Origin of the sequence: Pseudomonas sp. CHM02, assembly GCF_000612585.1 — a bacterium.
Classification (GTDB): Bacteria; Pseudomonadota; Gammaproteobacteria; order Pseudomonadales; family Pseudomonadaceae; genus Aquipseudomonas.
In genome coordinates this window covers 106,311-118,444 of the sequence record NZ_JFCA01000017.1, presented here as the reverse complement: position 1 = coordinate 118,444, position 12,134 = coordinate 106,311, and the positions used below count along the sequence as shown (strand labels likewise).

Here is a 12,134-nt window from a genome sequence, read left to right as displayed (position 1 = left end):
CGAAGCGGCCCCATTGAGAACGGCCCGGTGTGTCAGAAGATTTTAGCGGGCAGGTTTTGGGGCCGCTGCGCAGCCCAGCGCGGGGCAAGCCCGCTCACCACAACAAGCTCGCCTACCGCGAAAACCGCTCCCGATAGGCCCGAGGCGAAATCGACAGGTGCCGGTGAAAGGTATACCGCATCCGCTCTTCATCACCGAACCCACACAGCCGGGCGATCTGGTCGATATTGCGGTCGGAGTCTTCCAGCTGGCGGCGCGCAGCTTCCAGGCGGAACAGCTCAATGGCCTTGGCCGGCGTACGGCCCGTGCGTTGTTTGTAGACCCGTGCAAAGTTGCGCGGGCTCATCTGCGCCTGTTGTGCCAGGCGTTCCACTGACAAAGCCGAGTCCTGCAAGTTGTCGGCGATCCACAGGTGCAATTCATCGAAGCCAGCGCTGTCATCGGTCTGTGCCTGCAGCAGCTGGCTGAACTGGGCTTGCCCGCCAGGACGCTTGAGGAACACCACCAGCTCCCGCGCCACTTGCAATGCCACCTCGCGCCCGCAGTCGATTTCCACCAGGGCCAACGCCAGGTCGATACCGGCGGTCACGCCGGCCGATGTCCACACATTGCCCTGTTGGATGAAGATCGCGTCCATGTCCACGACAATGCCCGGGAAGCCCTGCTTGAGCAGGTCGCACATAGCCCAGTGTGTGGCGGCGCGGCGGCCGTCGAGCAAGCCGGCCATGGCCAGCAGGAAGGTACCGCTGCACACCGAAGCCGTGCGCCCGGCGGTGGTGGACGCCCCGCGCAGCCATTCCACCAGGTCGGTGTTGGCCGCCATCGCCTGTTGAATCGCCGGCGCACCGGGCACGATCAAGGTGTCGATGCCGGTGTCGTCCAGTTGTGCCAGTGCCACCGTGTCCACGCTCAACCCCTCGGCGGTCTGCATCAAGCCACCGGTCAGGCTCGCGGTGTGCATCACGTAGCCTGGCAAGCCGCGTTCAACCATGGCCTTGGTGGCGGCCCAGAACACGGTCTGGGCGCCGGTCAAGTCGAGCAGGCCCATTTGCGGATAGGCCAGGAACACCAGCGTGCGGGGTTGGGCAAGTGGGGCGATAGCGGTCATGGGTGGGGCGTCCGGAAAGCAGGGGCAGGGCCCGACCGTTTTACCACTTACCGGGCCCTGTGTTCACCTGCCCGGCCCATCAGGGCTTCCAGGTCTGCACATCCTTGGCATCCACCGCCTTGGGCAACAAGCCGGCCTTGAAGAAGGCATCGGCGATTTTCTGCTGTTCACCCAACTGATCGAGCGTCACCGGCTGCACCTGGTAACTGCGGTGTGCATTCGCGGCTTCAACCGTGGGGACGTCCAGGTTGCCCCACAACGGCCCGAGCACTTTTGCCGCATCCTGCGGGTTGGTTTTTACCCATTTGCCCGCCTTTTCCAACTGCTCATACACCACCTTCAGCACCTCGGGATGCGCCTTGGCGTAAGGCGTGCCAGTCAGGTAGTAACGCTTGTAACTGGCCAACCCGGCGCCGTCCGCCAGCGTGCGCGTCGGCAGTTGACGCTGCACGCTGGTGAGGAAGGGTTCCCAGGTGACCCAGGCGTCCACCTTGTTGTTCTCGAACGCTGCGCGACCATCGGCGGGCGACAGGTAGGCCGGCTCGATATCCGAAAACGCCAGGCCTGCCTTGGCCAGCGCAGCGATCAGCAGGTAATGCGTGCCAGCGGCTTTGGTGACGGCGATTTTCTTGCCCTTCAGGTCCGCCAGTTGCTGGATCGGCGAGTCCTTGCGCACCACGATGGCCTGGGCCGAAGGCGAGGGCGCTTCCTGGGCGAAGTAGGTGAGTTTGGCCTGGGCCGCCTGGGCGAAGATCGGCACGGTGTCGGCCACGTCGGCGCTGATGTCGACGTTGCCGACGTTCAACGCTTCCAGCAGCGGCAGGCCGCTGGGGAACTCGTGCCAGCTCACGTCGATATGATCGGCCTTGAGGGCTTTCTCCAGGGTGCCCTGGGTCTTCAGCAGGGTAATGAGGGTCGAGGATTTCTGGTAACCGATGCGCACGGTTTCCTGGGCCTCGGCGCTCACGGCGACAGACAAGGCCAGCAACCCGAGTACAGCGGCAAGGGGACGACGAATGGACATGGCGCGCTCGATCTCTGACGAAATAGTCCCGAGCTTAAGGTTCTAAAAACCATTCGTTAAATACTCTTTCGATCTGAGCTTAGGATGCTTTTACCACCATCCAATGAATTGGGCATAACCATAGAATTATAAGATTCTTTCATCATCGCTCATCATTAATATAATCGAATTCGCTTTACTGCCAGGCCTTACGCGGTTTTTTGGCATATGCAGCTGTCTTCCTCTCACCTACGCCAAGGCCTTTCATGACGTTCAAGAAACTTATCGTTGCCGCCAGTTTGCTGTTCGCCGGGGCCGCTGCCCATGCCGAGCAAACCCTGGACATCAGCTACCAGCGCTCGTCGACCCTGTGGATCCTGCTCAAGCAAAATGGCCAGCTGGAGCAACGCCTCAAGCCTCTCGGTTTCACGGTGAACTGGCACGAATTCAGCACCGGCCTGCTCAGCTCGTTGAACGCCGGCAGCGTCGACCTGCACGCGGATGTGGCCGACGCCTTTGCGCTGTTCACCCAGGCCGCCGATGCACCGATGACCTACTACGCCCAGGAAAACTCATCGCCGGGCGCCCAGGCGATCATCGTCCAGGACCAATCACCGATCCACAGCATCGCCGACCTCAAGGGCAAGACCGTCGCCGTGTCCAAAGGCTCGGGCAGCAATTATCTGCTGATCTCCGCGCTGAAAAAGGCCGGGCTGACCCTGGCGGATATCACCCCGCGTTACCTGGAAGCCCCGGACGGCGGCGCCGCCTTCGCCAATGGCAGTGTCGACGCCTGGGTGATCTGGGACCCGTTCCTCGCCACCCAACAGCTGGATCACCACGTACGTGTGATCGCCGACGGCAAGGACGGCCTGGCCGACTACAACCGTTTCTACCTGGCTACGACGAAGTTCGCCAAGGCCCACCCGGATGTGTTGCAGGTGACCTTCGACACCCTGCGCGAAACCGGCCAATGGGTGAAGGCCCATCCCAAGGAAGCCGCTGAAATCCTCGGCCCGCTGTGGGGCAATATCGCCCCGGCCACGGTGGAGCGCACCAATAGCCGCCGCAGCTACGACATCATCCCGGTCAAACTGGAAAACCTCGCCGAGCAACAGCGTATCGCCGACACCTACTACGCCGCCAAGCTGATCCCCAAGGCGCTGAAGATCAACGCCATCACCGTGTGGACGCCAAAACCATGAGCCGCCAAATCCATTTATCCGCGTTCCTGTTGAGTGGCCCGGTGGTGCACAGCCATGCGGTGTGGCGCCACCCGGAAACCGTCGGCAATTACCTCGACCCCGAGTACTACGCGCGGGTGGCCAAAGTGGTGGAGGAGGGGTTGTTCGACTTTCTGTTCTTCGCCGATCGCCTGGCGGTGGGCGACCAGATGGGCGGCTCCCGCGAGTTTGCCCTGCGCTACGGCGCCCAGGACGCCACGCGCCTCGATCCGTTGCCGATCCTGTCTTATCTGGTCGGCAAGACCAACAAGCTGGGCCTGGGTGCGACGCGCTCCACCACTTATTACGAACCGGCGCATATCGCCCGTGAGTTCGCCACCCTCGATCACCTGTCCAAGGGTCGCGCAGCGTGGAATATCGTCACCTCGATGAACGACAGCGAAGGGCGTCTGTTCGGCAAGGACAAGCACCTGGAGCACGACCTGCGCTACGACCGCGCCGATGAGTTTGTCGAAGTCGCGTTGAAACTCTGGAACAGCTGGGGCAAGGACGCCCTGAAACTGGACCGCGAAAGCGGTGTGCTGGCGGACCCCGAGTTGATCCGTTCGGTGCAGCATCAGGGCGAGTGGTTCAAGGTTGAAGGTCCGCTGAATATCCCTCGCACACCCCAGGGCCGACCGGTGCTGATCCAGGCCGGATCCTCCGGACGTGGCCGGCGCTTCGGTGCGCGTTGGGCCGAGGCAATCTTCACCATTCACCCGCACTTGGCGGCCATGCGCGCGTTTCGTGATGACGTGCGCGCCCAGGTGGTGCAGCAAGGTCGCGAGGCCGACAGCTGCAAAGTGCTGACGGCGGTGATGCCGTTCATTGGCGGCAGCGAAGCCGAGGCCCGCGCCAAGCGCGATCAGCACAACGCGCTGGCACGCCCGGAACTGGGGCTGGTGACACTGGCCTCGCAGCTGAATGTAGACCTGTCGCCATTCCCGCTGTCCGCGACATTGGCCGAGATCGCCCAGTCGCCACTGATCCACCCGGCGGCGGCTGAAAAGCTCTTGATGCAAGGCCCGGAAACCACCTTGGAACAACTCGGGCGCATCTTCGCCAGCAGCGTGCGCGTGCCGCAATTGGTGGGCACTGGCGCGCAGGTTGCCGACCAGCTGGCGGAGTTGTTCGAGCAGGGCGGTTGCGATGGGTTTGTGATTTCTCCGGGGTATTTGCCGGGCTCGTTCACAGAGTTCGTCGAGAGCGTGATTCCGCATTTGCAGCGCAAGGGATTGTTCCGCACCGCGTACGAAGGGTCGACGCTGCGCGAGCACCTGGGCCTGGCTGGGCTGCAGGCTTGAGTGGCTGTTCATCTGATGAGTTGTGGTGAGCGGGCTTGCCCCGCGCTGGGGCGCGAAGCGACCCCATCACGGCCGCTGTGTTCTCGCAGGTAAAACGAGGTGGCCGGATTAGGGCTGCTTCGCAGCCCAGCGCGGGGCAAGCCCGCTCACCACAGAAGGGCTGCTCACCGGCTTTATTACTGAGTTGATAAAAGGGATATTTTGCATGGCTGACTTCGATCATTTGACCCGCCGCCGCCTGCTCGGCCTGGCCGGCATCACCCTGGCGAGCCTGTCGCTGCCACGCCTGGGCTTCGCCGCCGACGAACACGCCGGCCACAACACCTCACAGGAACCCGCCGGCACCGGTGAGTTCATCCGCCTCGACGCGCCACGCAAGCTGAAACTGGCGGTCAACCTCAACGCGGTGTGCCTGGCTCCGGTGGTGATCGCCCATGGCCAAGGCTTCTTCACCAGGCACAACCTGGACGTGGAACTGGTCAACTTCGGCAACTCCACCGAAGTGCTGCTCGAAGCCATTGCCACCGGCAAGGCCGATGCGGGCGTGGGCATGGCGCTGCGTTGGCTCAAGGCCCTGGAACAGGGCTTTGATGTGAAGCTCACCGCCGGCACCCACGGCGGCTGCCTGCGCTTGCTCAGTGCCGCGAACGGCGGCGTGACCAGGCTCGAAGACCTCAAGGGCAAGGCCGTCGGCGTAACCGACATGGCCAGCCCGGACCGCAATTTCTTCTCGATCCTGCTGAAAAAACACGGTGTGGACCCCGTGCGCGATGTGGAGTGGCGCCTGTATCCCGCCGACTTGCTGGGCACTGCGCTGGAGCGCGGCGAAGTGCAGGCAGTGAGCGGCAGTGACCCGTTCATGTACCGCCTGATCAAGTCCGGAGTGGCGCGTGAGCTGTCCACCAACCTGGTGGAGGAATACGCCAACCTCAGTTGCTGCGTGGTGGGGGTCACCGGCAAATTGGTGCGCGAAGACAAACGCGTGGTCGCGGCACTGACCCAGGCGATCCTGGAAGCCCACGATTATTCCGTGCAGCACCCGGAGGAAGTCGCCAAGGGCTTCCAGGCCCATGCGCTGAACACGTCGGTGGAAGAAGTGCAGGCCATCCTCCACGATCACACCCACGGGCATCACGCAGTAGGCGCGGCGTTGACCCAGGAAATCCTCACCTACGTGACCGACTTGAAAACCGTCGAAGTGATCAGCAAGAGCACCGATCCGCTGGAGTTTGCCAAGGAGATCACCGCCGATGTCTTCAGTTGACGCAACCACCCTCAACCCGCCGCTGACCTTGAGGGTCGGTTGGCAGGGCGCAGCCGTGGTGGCAGCCTGGCTGGCTGTCGCGCTGTTGATCAGCTACTGGCCCAACGCAACGCGCAACTGGCCCATGACCCAAGGCCTGGCCAATCTGTGCGTGGGTGTCGCAGCGCTGTTCATCGTGCTGAGCCTGCTGGGGCGCAAGGTGCCGAAGCTGGGCCAGCGCCTGCGCAATGCCGGTCCCTGGCTGATCGCCTTGCCGCTGCTGCTGGGCCTCTGGGAATTGCTCACCGCCAAGCTGGCGCTGTTGCCGGTGCCGTTTTTCGCGCCGCCCCAGGCGTTGCTGGCGGTGTACATCGAAGACTACTCTCGGCTGGCCGACAGCCTGCTGCATTCGGCATTGCTGCTGGGCTCGGGCGTGGCCCTGGGTGCGATTACCGGGTTTATTGCCGGTGTGGCTATCGGATGGTCCACGCGCATCGGCTATTGGCTGCACCCGGTGCTGCGCATCCTCGGTCCGGTGCCATCGACGGCATTGTTGCCGCTGTGCTTTTTCCTGTTTCCCAGCAGTTGGAGCGCCAGCGTCTTTCTGATTGCCCTGGCCACCTGGTTCCCGGTCACGGTGCTGACCTGGTCGGGCGTGGCCAGCGTCGACAAAGCCTATTACGACGTGGCCCGTACCCTCGGCGCCAAGCAATGCTTCCTGATTTTCAAGGTGGCGATTCCAGCTGCATTGCCCCACGTGTTCGTCGGTCTGTTCATGGGCCTGGGCGCATCGTTTTCGACCCTGGTGGTAGCGGAAATGATGGGAGTCAAATCCGGCATCGGCTGGTACCTGCAATGGGCCCAGGGTTGGGCCGCCTACGCCAATATGTACGCCGCCTTGCTGATCATGGCACTCGCCTGTTCGGGGTTGATCACCGGGTTGTTCCTGGTGCGTGACCGCCTGCTGGCCTGGCAGAAAGGAACGATGAAATGGTAGCCCTGGCACACGCGGTATCGGCGCCCGAAGGTTTGGCGCTGCGCATCGAACACCTCAGCCATGGCTTTGCCCTGGACGGCCAGCATCTGCCGGTGCTGGAGCGGGTGTCCCTGGACGTGGCGCCGGGCGAGTTTGTGGCCTTGCTCGGGCCGTCGGGCTGCGGCAAGTCCACTTTGCTGCGCCTGGTGGCCGGCCTGGAACCTGCGGATTCCGGCCGAGTGCTGGCCGACGGTGAAGCCATCACCGGCCCGGACCCGAGCCGCGTGGTGGTGTTCCAGGACCCGACCCTGTACCCGTGGCGACGTGTCTGGGACAACGTCGCCGTCGGCCTGGAAGCTCAGGGCTTGCTCAAGACCCATTCGGCCAAGGTCGACGAAGCCCTGGAAAAAGTCGGCCTCAGCCAGTTCGCGCGTGCGTATCCCCGGCAGTTGTCCGGCGGCATGGCCCAACGGGTGGCACTGGCGCGCGCGCTGGTCAACCAACCGCGCCTGCTGATCCTCGACGAACCTCTGGGCAAGCTCGACTCCCTGACCCGCATCACCATGCAAAAAGAGTTGATCGACTTGTGGCAACGCCAGGGCTATACGGCCCTGCTGGTCACCCACGATGTGGAAGAAGCCTTGCTGTTGGCCAACCGCGTGATTGTATTCAGCGACCGGCCAGCCAGGATCCAGGCACAACTGAAGATCGACCGGCCGTACCCCCGGCATCGCGACGATCCTTATCTGGTGGACCTGCGGCGGCAGATACTGGGTCTGCTGGGGTTGGGGGAGAGTTGGTGAAAGGGGCCAAGGCTTGACACGCTGAGCGAGCGGGCTGCATTCAAGCCTGCTCCTCCCCGCGCAACTGCACACTCATATCATCACAGCTACGCGCCCAGTCGCTGAGCCATTGCGGCATCGGCGGCGAGGTTTCATCCAGGCCCAGCTCGCGCACAAAGTCACTCGGGGGCAGGGTGCCTTTGGCCGAGCGGAACAGCCCGCGCATCACCACCACGCCGACCACTCGGCCGCTGCTGACAAAGCGGTGCTCCATCAGGCTCCACTTGTGGTCCCAGCCGAGCATGCGGGTGTGCACTTCGAACACTTCAAACAGCTTCAGCTCCCGGCGGAACTTGCCCCAGGTGTCACCCACGATCGGCAGCGCCTTGTTGCGCAGCGCCACGCGAAAGGCGCCGGTGCGCAACACGAAATCCATGCGTGCAACGTCCGCCAGGGAAAAGTAGCGGCCATTGGTGACATGCCGGTTGATATCCAGGTCCAGCGGCCAGACACGCATGCGCACCACGGTGGTGGCGAGGCCGTGGACGGGTTTGCGCCAGGGGCGCCGGGACAACATGAAGAGCAAGCGAAACCACAGGTTCATAAGGACGCCACACAGTTGATCGATAGCGACACTGTAAAGGCGCCGAATCGGCTAAGGTAGGTGCACAAATGACTTATTGCATGCGAAAAGCGCAAATGGATACCTTTCATGCACATCACCTTGCTCTTGGCTGATCGTTGCTCGGCTGCCAGTGCCACCACGGCCCTGGAGATGCTCAGTGCCGCCAACCTGTTTGCCGACAGCCCGCCCTTCGACGTGATGGTCGCCTCCCTGGACGGCCAGGCCGTGAATGCCTGGGGCGGCCAGCGTCTGCAGGTGGACGGCTCGGTGGCGCAGATCGCACAGACCGACCTGGTGCTGATCCCGGGGTTTCTGTTCACCTTGAAGGAGGCGCTGCCGACGTTTCCGGCCTACGCCCCCTGGTTGCGCGAACAGCATGCCCGCGGCGCGGTATTGGCGTCGATGTGCACTGCGGCCTTCATGTTGGCTGAATCCGGTGTGCTGCAGGGCCTGCGCGCCACGACCCACTGGGCGTTGGCCGAGCTGTTTCGCCGCCGCTATGCGGACGTAAGCCTGGACGATGCGCAAATCCTCTGCGAAGAAAACCGGGTGATCACCAGTGGCGGTGCAAGTGCGGCGATGGACTTGATGCTGCACCTGATCCGCCGTTTCGGTTCGCCGGAACTGGCCCATACCTGTGGCAAATACCTGCTGATCGACAATGTGCGCAGCGAGCAATCGGTGTATGCCATGTGGTCGCTGCCCAAAAGCCATGGCGACAGCGAGATCCTGCGCGTGCAGCACTGGCTGGAGCAGCACTTTGCCGAGCCGTTGGTCATCGACGACGTGGCCCGACGCTTCGGGTTCGGCGTGCGCAATTTCAAGCGGCGCTTCAAGGAAGCCACCGCTTACACGCCCATTGCCTACCTGCAGACCCTGCGCCTGGAGCGGGCCAAGCAAATGCTCGAGTCGACCCGCATGACCCTGGAAAGCATCACCTACGCTGTGGGCTACGAAGACAGCAACTCGTTCCGCCGACTGTTCCAGCAACGGGTGGGCCTGTTGCCAGCGGCGTACCGCAAGAAATTCCTCGTGCACCCGGCGTGATTCAGCGACGTAAGCGGGTGTCGCCCTCGAGGCATGCCACCAGAAACGCCATCACTCCTTTCACCAGCGTGATCGTGACTGGCCAACCATATGGCGGATGGCGCCAATCACAGGCGAAAAAAAACCGGCTGATCAGGCCGGTTTGGGGTTCCCGCCAGCAGCGCGGGGTTATGCGTTGTTGCCTTGCAGGCGATCGGCGCCACCTTCGGCGAGGCCACGTTCTTGCAGGCGATCAGCACCACCTTCGGCGAGGCCACGTTCTTGCAGGCGATCAGCACCGCCTTCGGCGAGGCCACGTTCTTGCAGACGATCAGCACCGCCTTCAGCCAGGCCGCGTTCCTGCAGACGATCAGCGCCACCTTCGGCGACACGACGTTCCAGCAGGCGGTCCGAGCCATTTTCGGCAACACGGTTACCTTGCAGGCGGTCGGAACCACCCTCGGCAACACGGCTTTCGATCAGGCGATCCGAGCCGCCTTCAGCGACCACAGGATGAGCAAATGCGTTTGCAGCGAGTACCGAGAAAGCAAGGCTAAGGAAGATTTGGCGTTTCATGAGAGTGTGCTCCGAATGTCTGGTTTGGGTTTGGATCTGGGTGCTGCCTGGTATGGGTCTAATGTTACGCGTTGCATTTTTTAAGAGAACTTCATTGGGCTGATGGTGACTATCGACGCCAACGATGGCTCGCACCGGCGAGCCATTGCGGGGCCGGTCATGGCATCTGCGGCAGTTCCTGCGGGCGCAGGTCAGCCACGCCACGGGTCTGGCTATGGTTGAACTCGCTGTGGGCCACGCCGCTGCCGCCGAACAGTTGGGCCTGGCTAGCGGCTGTTGAAGAGCTGGCGGATCAGGTTCGGCGTGCTGCCGGTCCAGCGCTTGAACGAGCGCCGGAAGTTTGCCGCATCGTTGAAGTTCAGGTATGCCGCCACTTCATCATTGCTGTAGCCCTTGACCTGATACAGGTGCAATGCCACTTGCTTGCGCACACGGTCGACCTGCTGCTGAAAGCCGGTGTCGTGCTTGTGCAGCTTGCGCTTGAGGGTGGCCGGGCTCATGACGAAGGCGTGCGCGGCCTGTTCCAGGCTCGGCGGTTGGCGTACCTGCTCGTGCAGGTAGTCGTAGAGGCAGTCGAGAAAGCTGCCGGCGAAGCCCAGCTGTTCGATCTGCTCGCGGGCCTGTTGGCGCGCCACCTGGCCGGCGGTGGCCGAGGCGCCCGGCCAGGTGCGTATCAGGTATTCACGCGGGAGGCTCATCATGTCCAGCGGCCGCTCGAAACGTGTGCCTTCGCCCAGGTGCACCCAGTACTGCTCGACATAACGCGGTTCGGCATGACTGAAACTGCACACCCACGGCAAGCGTTCGCCGCCGAGCCATTGGCTCATGGCGACCAGTGAGGTCATGCTGGCTTCGAGCAAAAAGCGCCAGTGTTCGCCTGCACCGCAACTGTCCAGCCAGTACAGGTAGGCGTGGTGCTCATCCAGCTCCAGTTGCAGCGTAACCAACGGGCTGAGCAGCACCTGTTGCTGGATCAGGATCTCCAGGGCCTGGTGCAGGTTCTGCGCATGGCCCAGGGCGTGGCTGGCCGCGCCGTAATAGCCCGGCAACAGTCGCTGGCCAAACAGGAAGCTGCTGTCATCGGCGTCGAGCAATTTGCGGCTGTTGCCGATCAACCCGAGAAATTGCTGCGGGCTCAGTCGCGCAGTGCCGGCGAGGATATCCTCGTGGAACAGCCCGGTGCCGCGCAGCAGGCGATGACTGTCGATGTCCCGGGACAAGGCCAGGTCGATCAGCGTGGCCGGTTGGTAGTGCCCGGGGATGAAGCGGCTGTCGGCTTCATACCAGTTGGTCTTGACGGCCATCTCAGGCACTTTTCGCCAGGGGTTGCTTGGCCCTGGCCAGGGCCAGGTTGAGGCGCTTGAGCAAGTCGTGGGGCGGCTCGTCCAGGGCCATGACCACGGCGGTGGTCGCTGCCAGTTGCAGGCGTTCGCCGTGCAGCCGGGTCTTGTGCGCGAGGCCGCGTACCGCTTGTTGCAGCTCCAGGGCGAGCTCCTTGGCCTGGCGCTCGCCGGTGTTGGGCAACAGCACCACAAAGCGATCACCGGCCAGGCGGCACAGCAGGTCCTGGCGGCGCAGGTTGAGCAGCAACAAATGGCTGAGGGCCTGCAGTACCGCATCGCCCTCGGCATGCCCGTAGGCCTGGTTGATGGCCGCGAAGTTATCCAGGTCCAGCGCCAGCAGCGACAGCGGTTGCTGCTGGTCGTGGCTGTCTTGCAGGCTGGCGGCCAACTGGCGCTTGAGGTAGTCGGCACCGGCCAGGGGCGTGAGTTTGTCGAACAGCCGATGTTCGCGGAACAACCGCTCGCGTTTTTCCATCTGTGCGCTGATCGCCAATTGTTCGCGGTGCCAGTGGTAGATGCCGATGGTCAGCAGGATCATGCCTACCGGCATCGGCCCTGACTCCAGCCAGTGGTCCCAGGTGATGCTGTCGGGCAGGCGGATGAACTCGTCGAGGCTGTCGATCCACCAGGAAAAGAAAATGCACGACAGGCCCAGCGCCAGGTAGTTGGTGACGCGCCCGGCCGGGCGGCTTTTCAGCACCAGGCCCAGCCAGACCAGGGCGAGCAGGGCGGAACCGCCTTCGCCGAAGATATCCAGCCACACCCATTCGCTGACGCTTTTCAAGTCGCCGCAGGCCAGGTGCAGGATCAGCCCGAGGTTGGCGGCGATCAGCAACAGGGAGAGTTTCCAGCGGTGAGGCTTGAGCACGGAAAACATGGCCGCGAGTCCTTGGGCAAATAAGCGATGGGCGCCAGCACAGCAGAT

At 63.1% G+C, this 12,134-nt stretch carries 12 protein-coding genes; 6 read left to right on the top strand and 6 right to left on the bottom strand.

The window, feature by feature from the left end:
* Positions 1 to 112: 112 nt before the first annotated feature.
* Entirely contained in the window at positions 113 to 1,108 is a 996-nt protein-coding gene (locus BM70_RS0111930) for a GlxA family transcriptional regulator (RefSeq protein ID WP_025856241.1), read from the bottom strand.
* Positions 1,109 to 1,187: 79 nt separating this feature from the next.
* Positions 1,188 to 2,132, bottom strand: a complete 945-nt coding sequence (locus BM70_RS0111925; protein WP_025856240.1) for an aliphatic sulfonate ABC transporter substrate-binding protein — start codon at positions 2,130 to 2,132, stop codon at positions 1,188 to 1,190.
* A 245-nt stretch (positions 2,133 to 2,377) separates the two neighbouring features.
* On the opposite strand from BM70_RS0111925, the gene BM70_RS0111920 reads away from it, so the two are divergent.
* From BM70_RS0111920 to BM70_RS0111900, 5 genes are all read left to right on the top strand, one after another.
* Entirely contained in the window at positions 2,378 to 3,316 is a 939-nt protein-coding gene (locus BM70_RS0111920) for an aliphatic sulfonate ABC transporter substrate-binding protein (RefSeq protein ID WP_025856239.1), read from the top strand.
* Entirely contained in the window at positions 3,313 to 4,638 is a 1,326-nt protein-coding gene (locus BM70_RS0111915; protein WP_025856238.1) for an LLM class flavin-dependent oxidoreductase, read from the top strand. Before BM70_RS0111920 ends, BM70_RS0111915 begins: the two co-directional genes overlap by 4 nt.
* A gap of 205 nt (positions 4,639 to 4,843) precedes the next feature.
* A complete protein-coding gene (locus BM70_RS0111910; protein ID WP_025856237.1) occupies positions 4,844 to 5,902 on the top strand; it encodes an ABC transporter substrate-binding protein in 1,059 nt (352 codons plus the stop codon).
* Positions 5,889 to 6,878, top strand: a complete 990-nt coding sequence (locus BM70_RS0111905; RefSeq protein WP_025856236.1) for an ABC transporter permease — start codon at positions 5,889 to 5,891, stop codon at positions 6,876 to 6,878. The genes BM70_RS0111910 and BM70_RS0111905 overlap by 14 nt, the downstream gene beginning before the upstream one ends.
* Positions 6,872 to 7,660, top strand: coding sequence for an ABC transporter ATP-binding protein (locus BM70_RS0111900; RefSeq protein ID WP_025856235.1), 789 nt, complete (start codon positions 6,872 to 6,874; stop codon positions 7,658 to 7,660). Before BM70_RS0111905 ends, BM70_RS0111900 begins: the two co-directional genes overlap by 7 nt.
* A 40-nt stretch (positions 7,661 to 7,700) precedes the next feature.
* On the opposite strand, the gene BM70_RS0111895 is transcribed toward BM70_RS0111900, so the two are convergent.
* A complete protein-coding gene (locus tag BM70_RS0111895) occupies positions 7,701 to 8,243 on the bottom strand; it encodes an acyl-CoA thioesterase (protein WP_025856234.1) in 543 nt (180 codons plus the stop codon).
* A gap of 108 nt (positions 8,244 to 8,351) precedes the next feature.
* On the opposite strand from BM70_RS0111895, the gene BM70_RS0111890 reads away from it, so the two are divergent.
* Positions 8,352 to 9,311 (top strand): GlxA family transcriptional regulator, encoded by a 960-nt coding sequence (locus BM70_RS0111890; protein WP_025856233.1) that lies wholly within the window; start codon positions 8,352 to 8,354, stop codon positions 9,309 to 9,311.
* A 168-nt stretch (positions 9,312 to 9,479) separates the two neighbouring features.
* Here BM70_RS0111890 and BM70_RS0111885 read toward each other — a convergent pair whose 3' ends face one another.
* The 3 genes from BM70_RS0111885 to BM70_RS0111875 form a co-directional block, all read right to left on the bottom strand.
* Positions 9,480 to 9,866 (bottom strand): hypothetical protein, encoded by a 387-nt coding sequence (locus tag BM70_RS0111885; RefSeq protein ID WP_025856232.1) that lies wholly within the window; start codon positions 9,864 to 9,866, stop codon positions 9,480 to 9,482.
* Between the two features lie 266 nt (positions 9,867 to 10,132).
* The gene (locus BM70_RS0111880) at positions 10,133 to 11,170 is read right to left on the bottom strand and encodes an AraC family transcriptional regulator (protein ID WP_025856231.1); all 1,038 of its coding nucleotides are present in this window, start codon (positions 11,168 to 11,170) and stop codon (positions 10,133 to 10,135) included.
* A gap of 1 nt (position 11,171) precedes the next feature.
* Positions 11,172 to 12,086: a GGDEF domain-containing protein gene (locus BM70_RS0111875; protein ID WP_025856230.1), complete on the bottom strand. Its 915-nt coding sequence runs from the start codon at positions 12,084 to 12,086 to the stop codon at positions 11,172 to 11,174.
* Positions 12,087 to 12,134: the final 48 nt, after the last annotated feature.

Excerpts from the sequence above, each read along its gene's own strand:
- BM70_RS0111930 (WP_025856241.1), bottom strand. The coding sequence starts at position 1,108 with ATGACCGCTATCGCCCCACTTGCCCAACCCCGCACGCTGGTGTTCCTG.
- BM70_RS0111925 (WP_025856240.1), bottom strand. The coding sequence starts at position 2,132 with ATGTCCATTCGTCGTCCCCTTGCCGCTGTACTCGGGTTGCTGGCCTTG.
- BM70_RS0111920 (WP_025856239.1), top strand. The coding sequence starts at position 2,378 with ATGACGTTCAAGAAACTTATCGTTGCCGCCAGTTTGCTGTTCGCCGGG.
- BM70_RS0111915 (WP_025856238.1), top strand. The coding sequence starts at position 3,313 with ATGAGCCGCCAAATCCATTTATCCGCGTTCCTGTTGAGTGGCCCGGTG.
- BM70_RS0111910 (WP_025856237.1), top strand. The coding sequence starts at position 4,844 with ATGGCTGACTTCGATCATTTGACCCGCCGCCGCCTGCTCGGCCTGGCC.
- BM70_RS0111905 (WP_025856236.1), top strand. The coding sequence starts at position 5,889 with ATGTCTTCAGTTGACGCAACCACCCTCAACCCGCCGCTGACCTTGAGG.
- BM70_RS0111900 (WP_025856235.1), top strand. The coding sequence starts at position 6,872 with ATGGTAGCCCTGGCACACGCGGTATCGGCGCCCGAAGGTTTGGCGCTG.
- BM70_RS0111895 (WP_025856234.1), bottom strand. The coding sequence starts at position 8,243 with ATGAACCTGTGGTTTCGCTTGCTCTTCATGTTGTCCCGGCGCCCCTGG.
- BM70_RS0111890 (WP_025856233.1), top strand. The coding sequence starts at position 8,352 with ATGCACATCACCTTGCTCTTGGCTGATCGTTGCTCGGCTGCCAGTGCC.
- BM70_RS0111885 (WP_025856232.1), bottom strand. The coding sequence starts at position 9,866 with ATGAAACGCCAAATCTTCCTTAGCCTTGCTTTCTCGGTACTCGCTGCA.
- BM70_RS0111880 (WP_025856231.1), bottom strand. The coding sequence starts at position 11,170 with ATGGCCGTCAAGACCAACTGGTATGAAGCCGACAGCCGCTTCATCCCC.
- BM70_RS0111875 (WP_025856230.1), bottom strand. The coding sequence starts at position 12,086 with ATGTTTTCCGTGCTCAAGCCTCACCGCTGGAAACTCTCCCTGTTGCTG.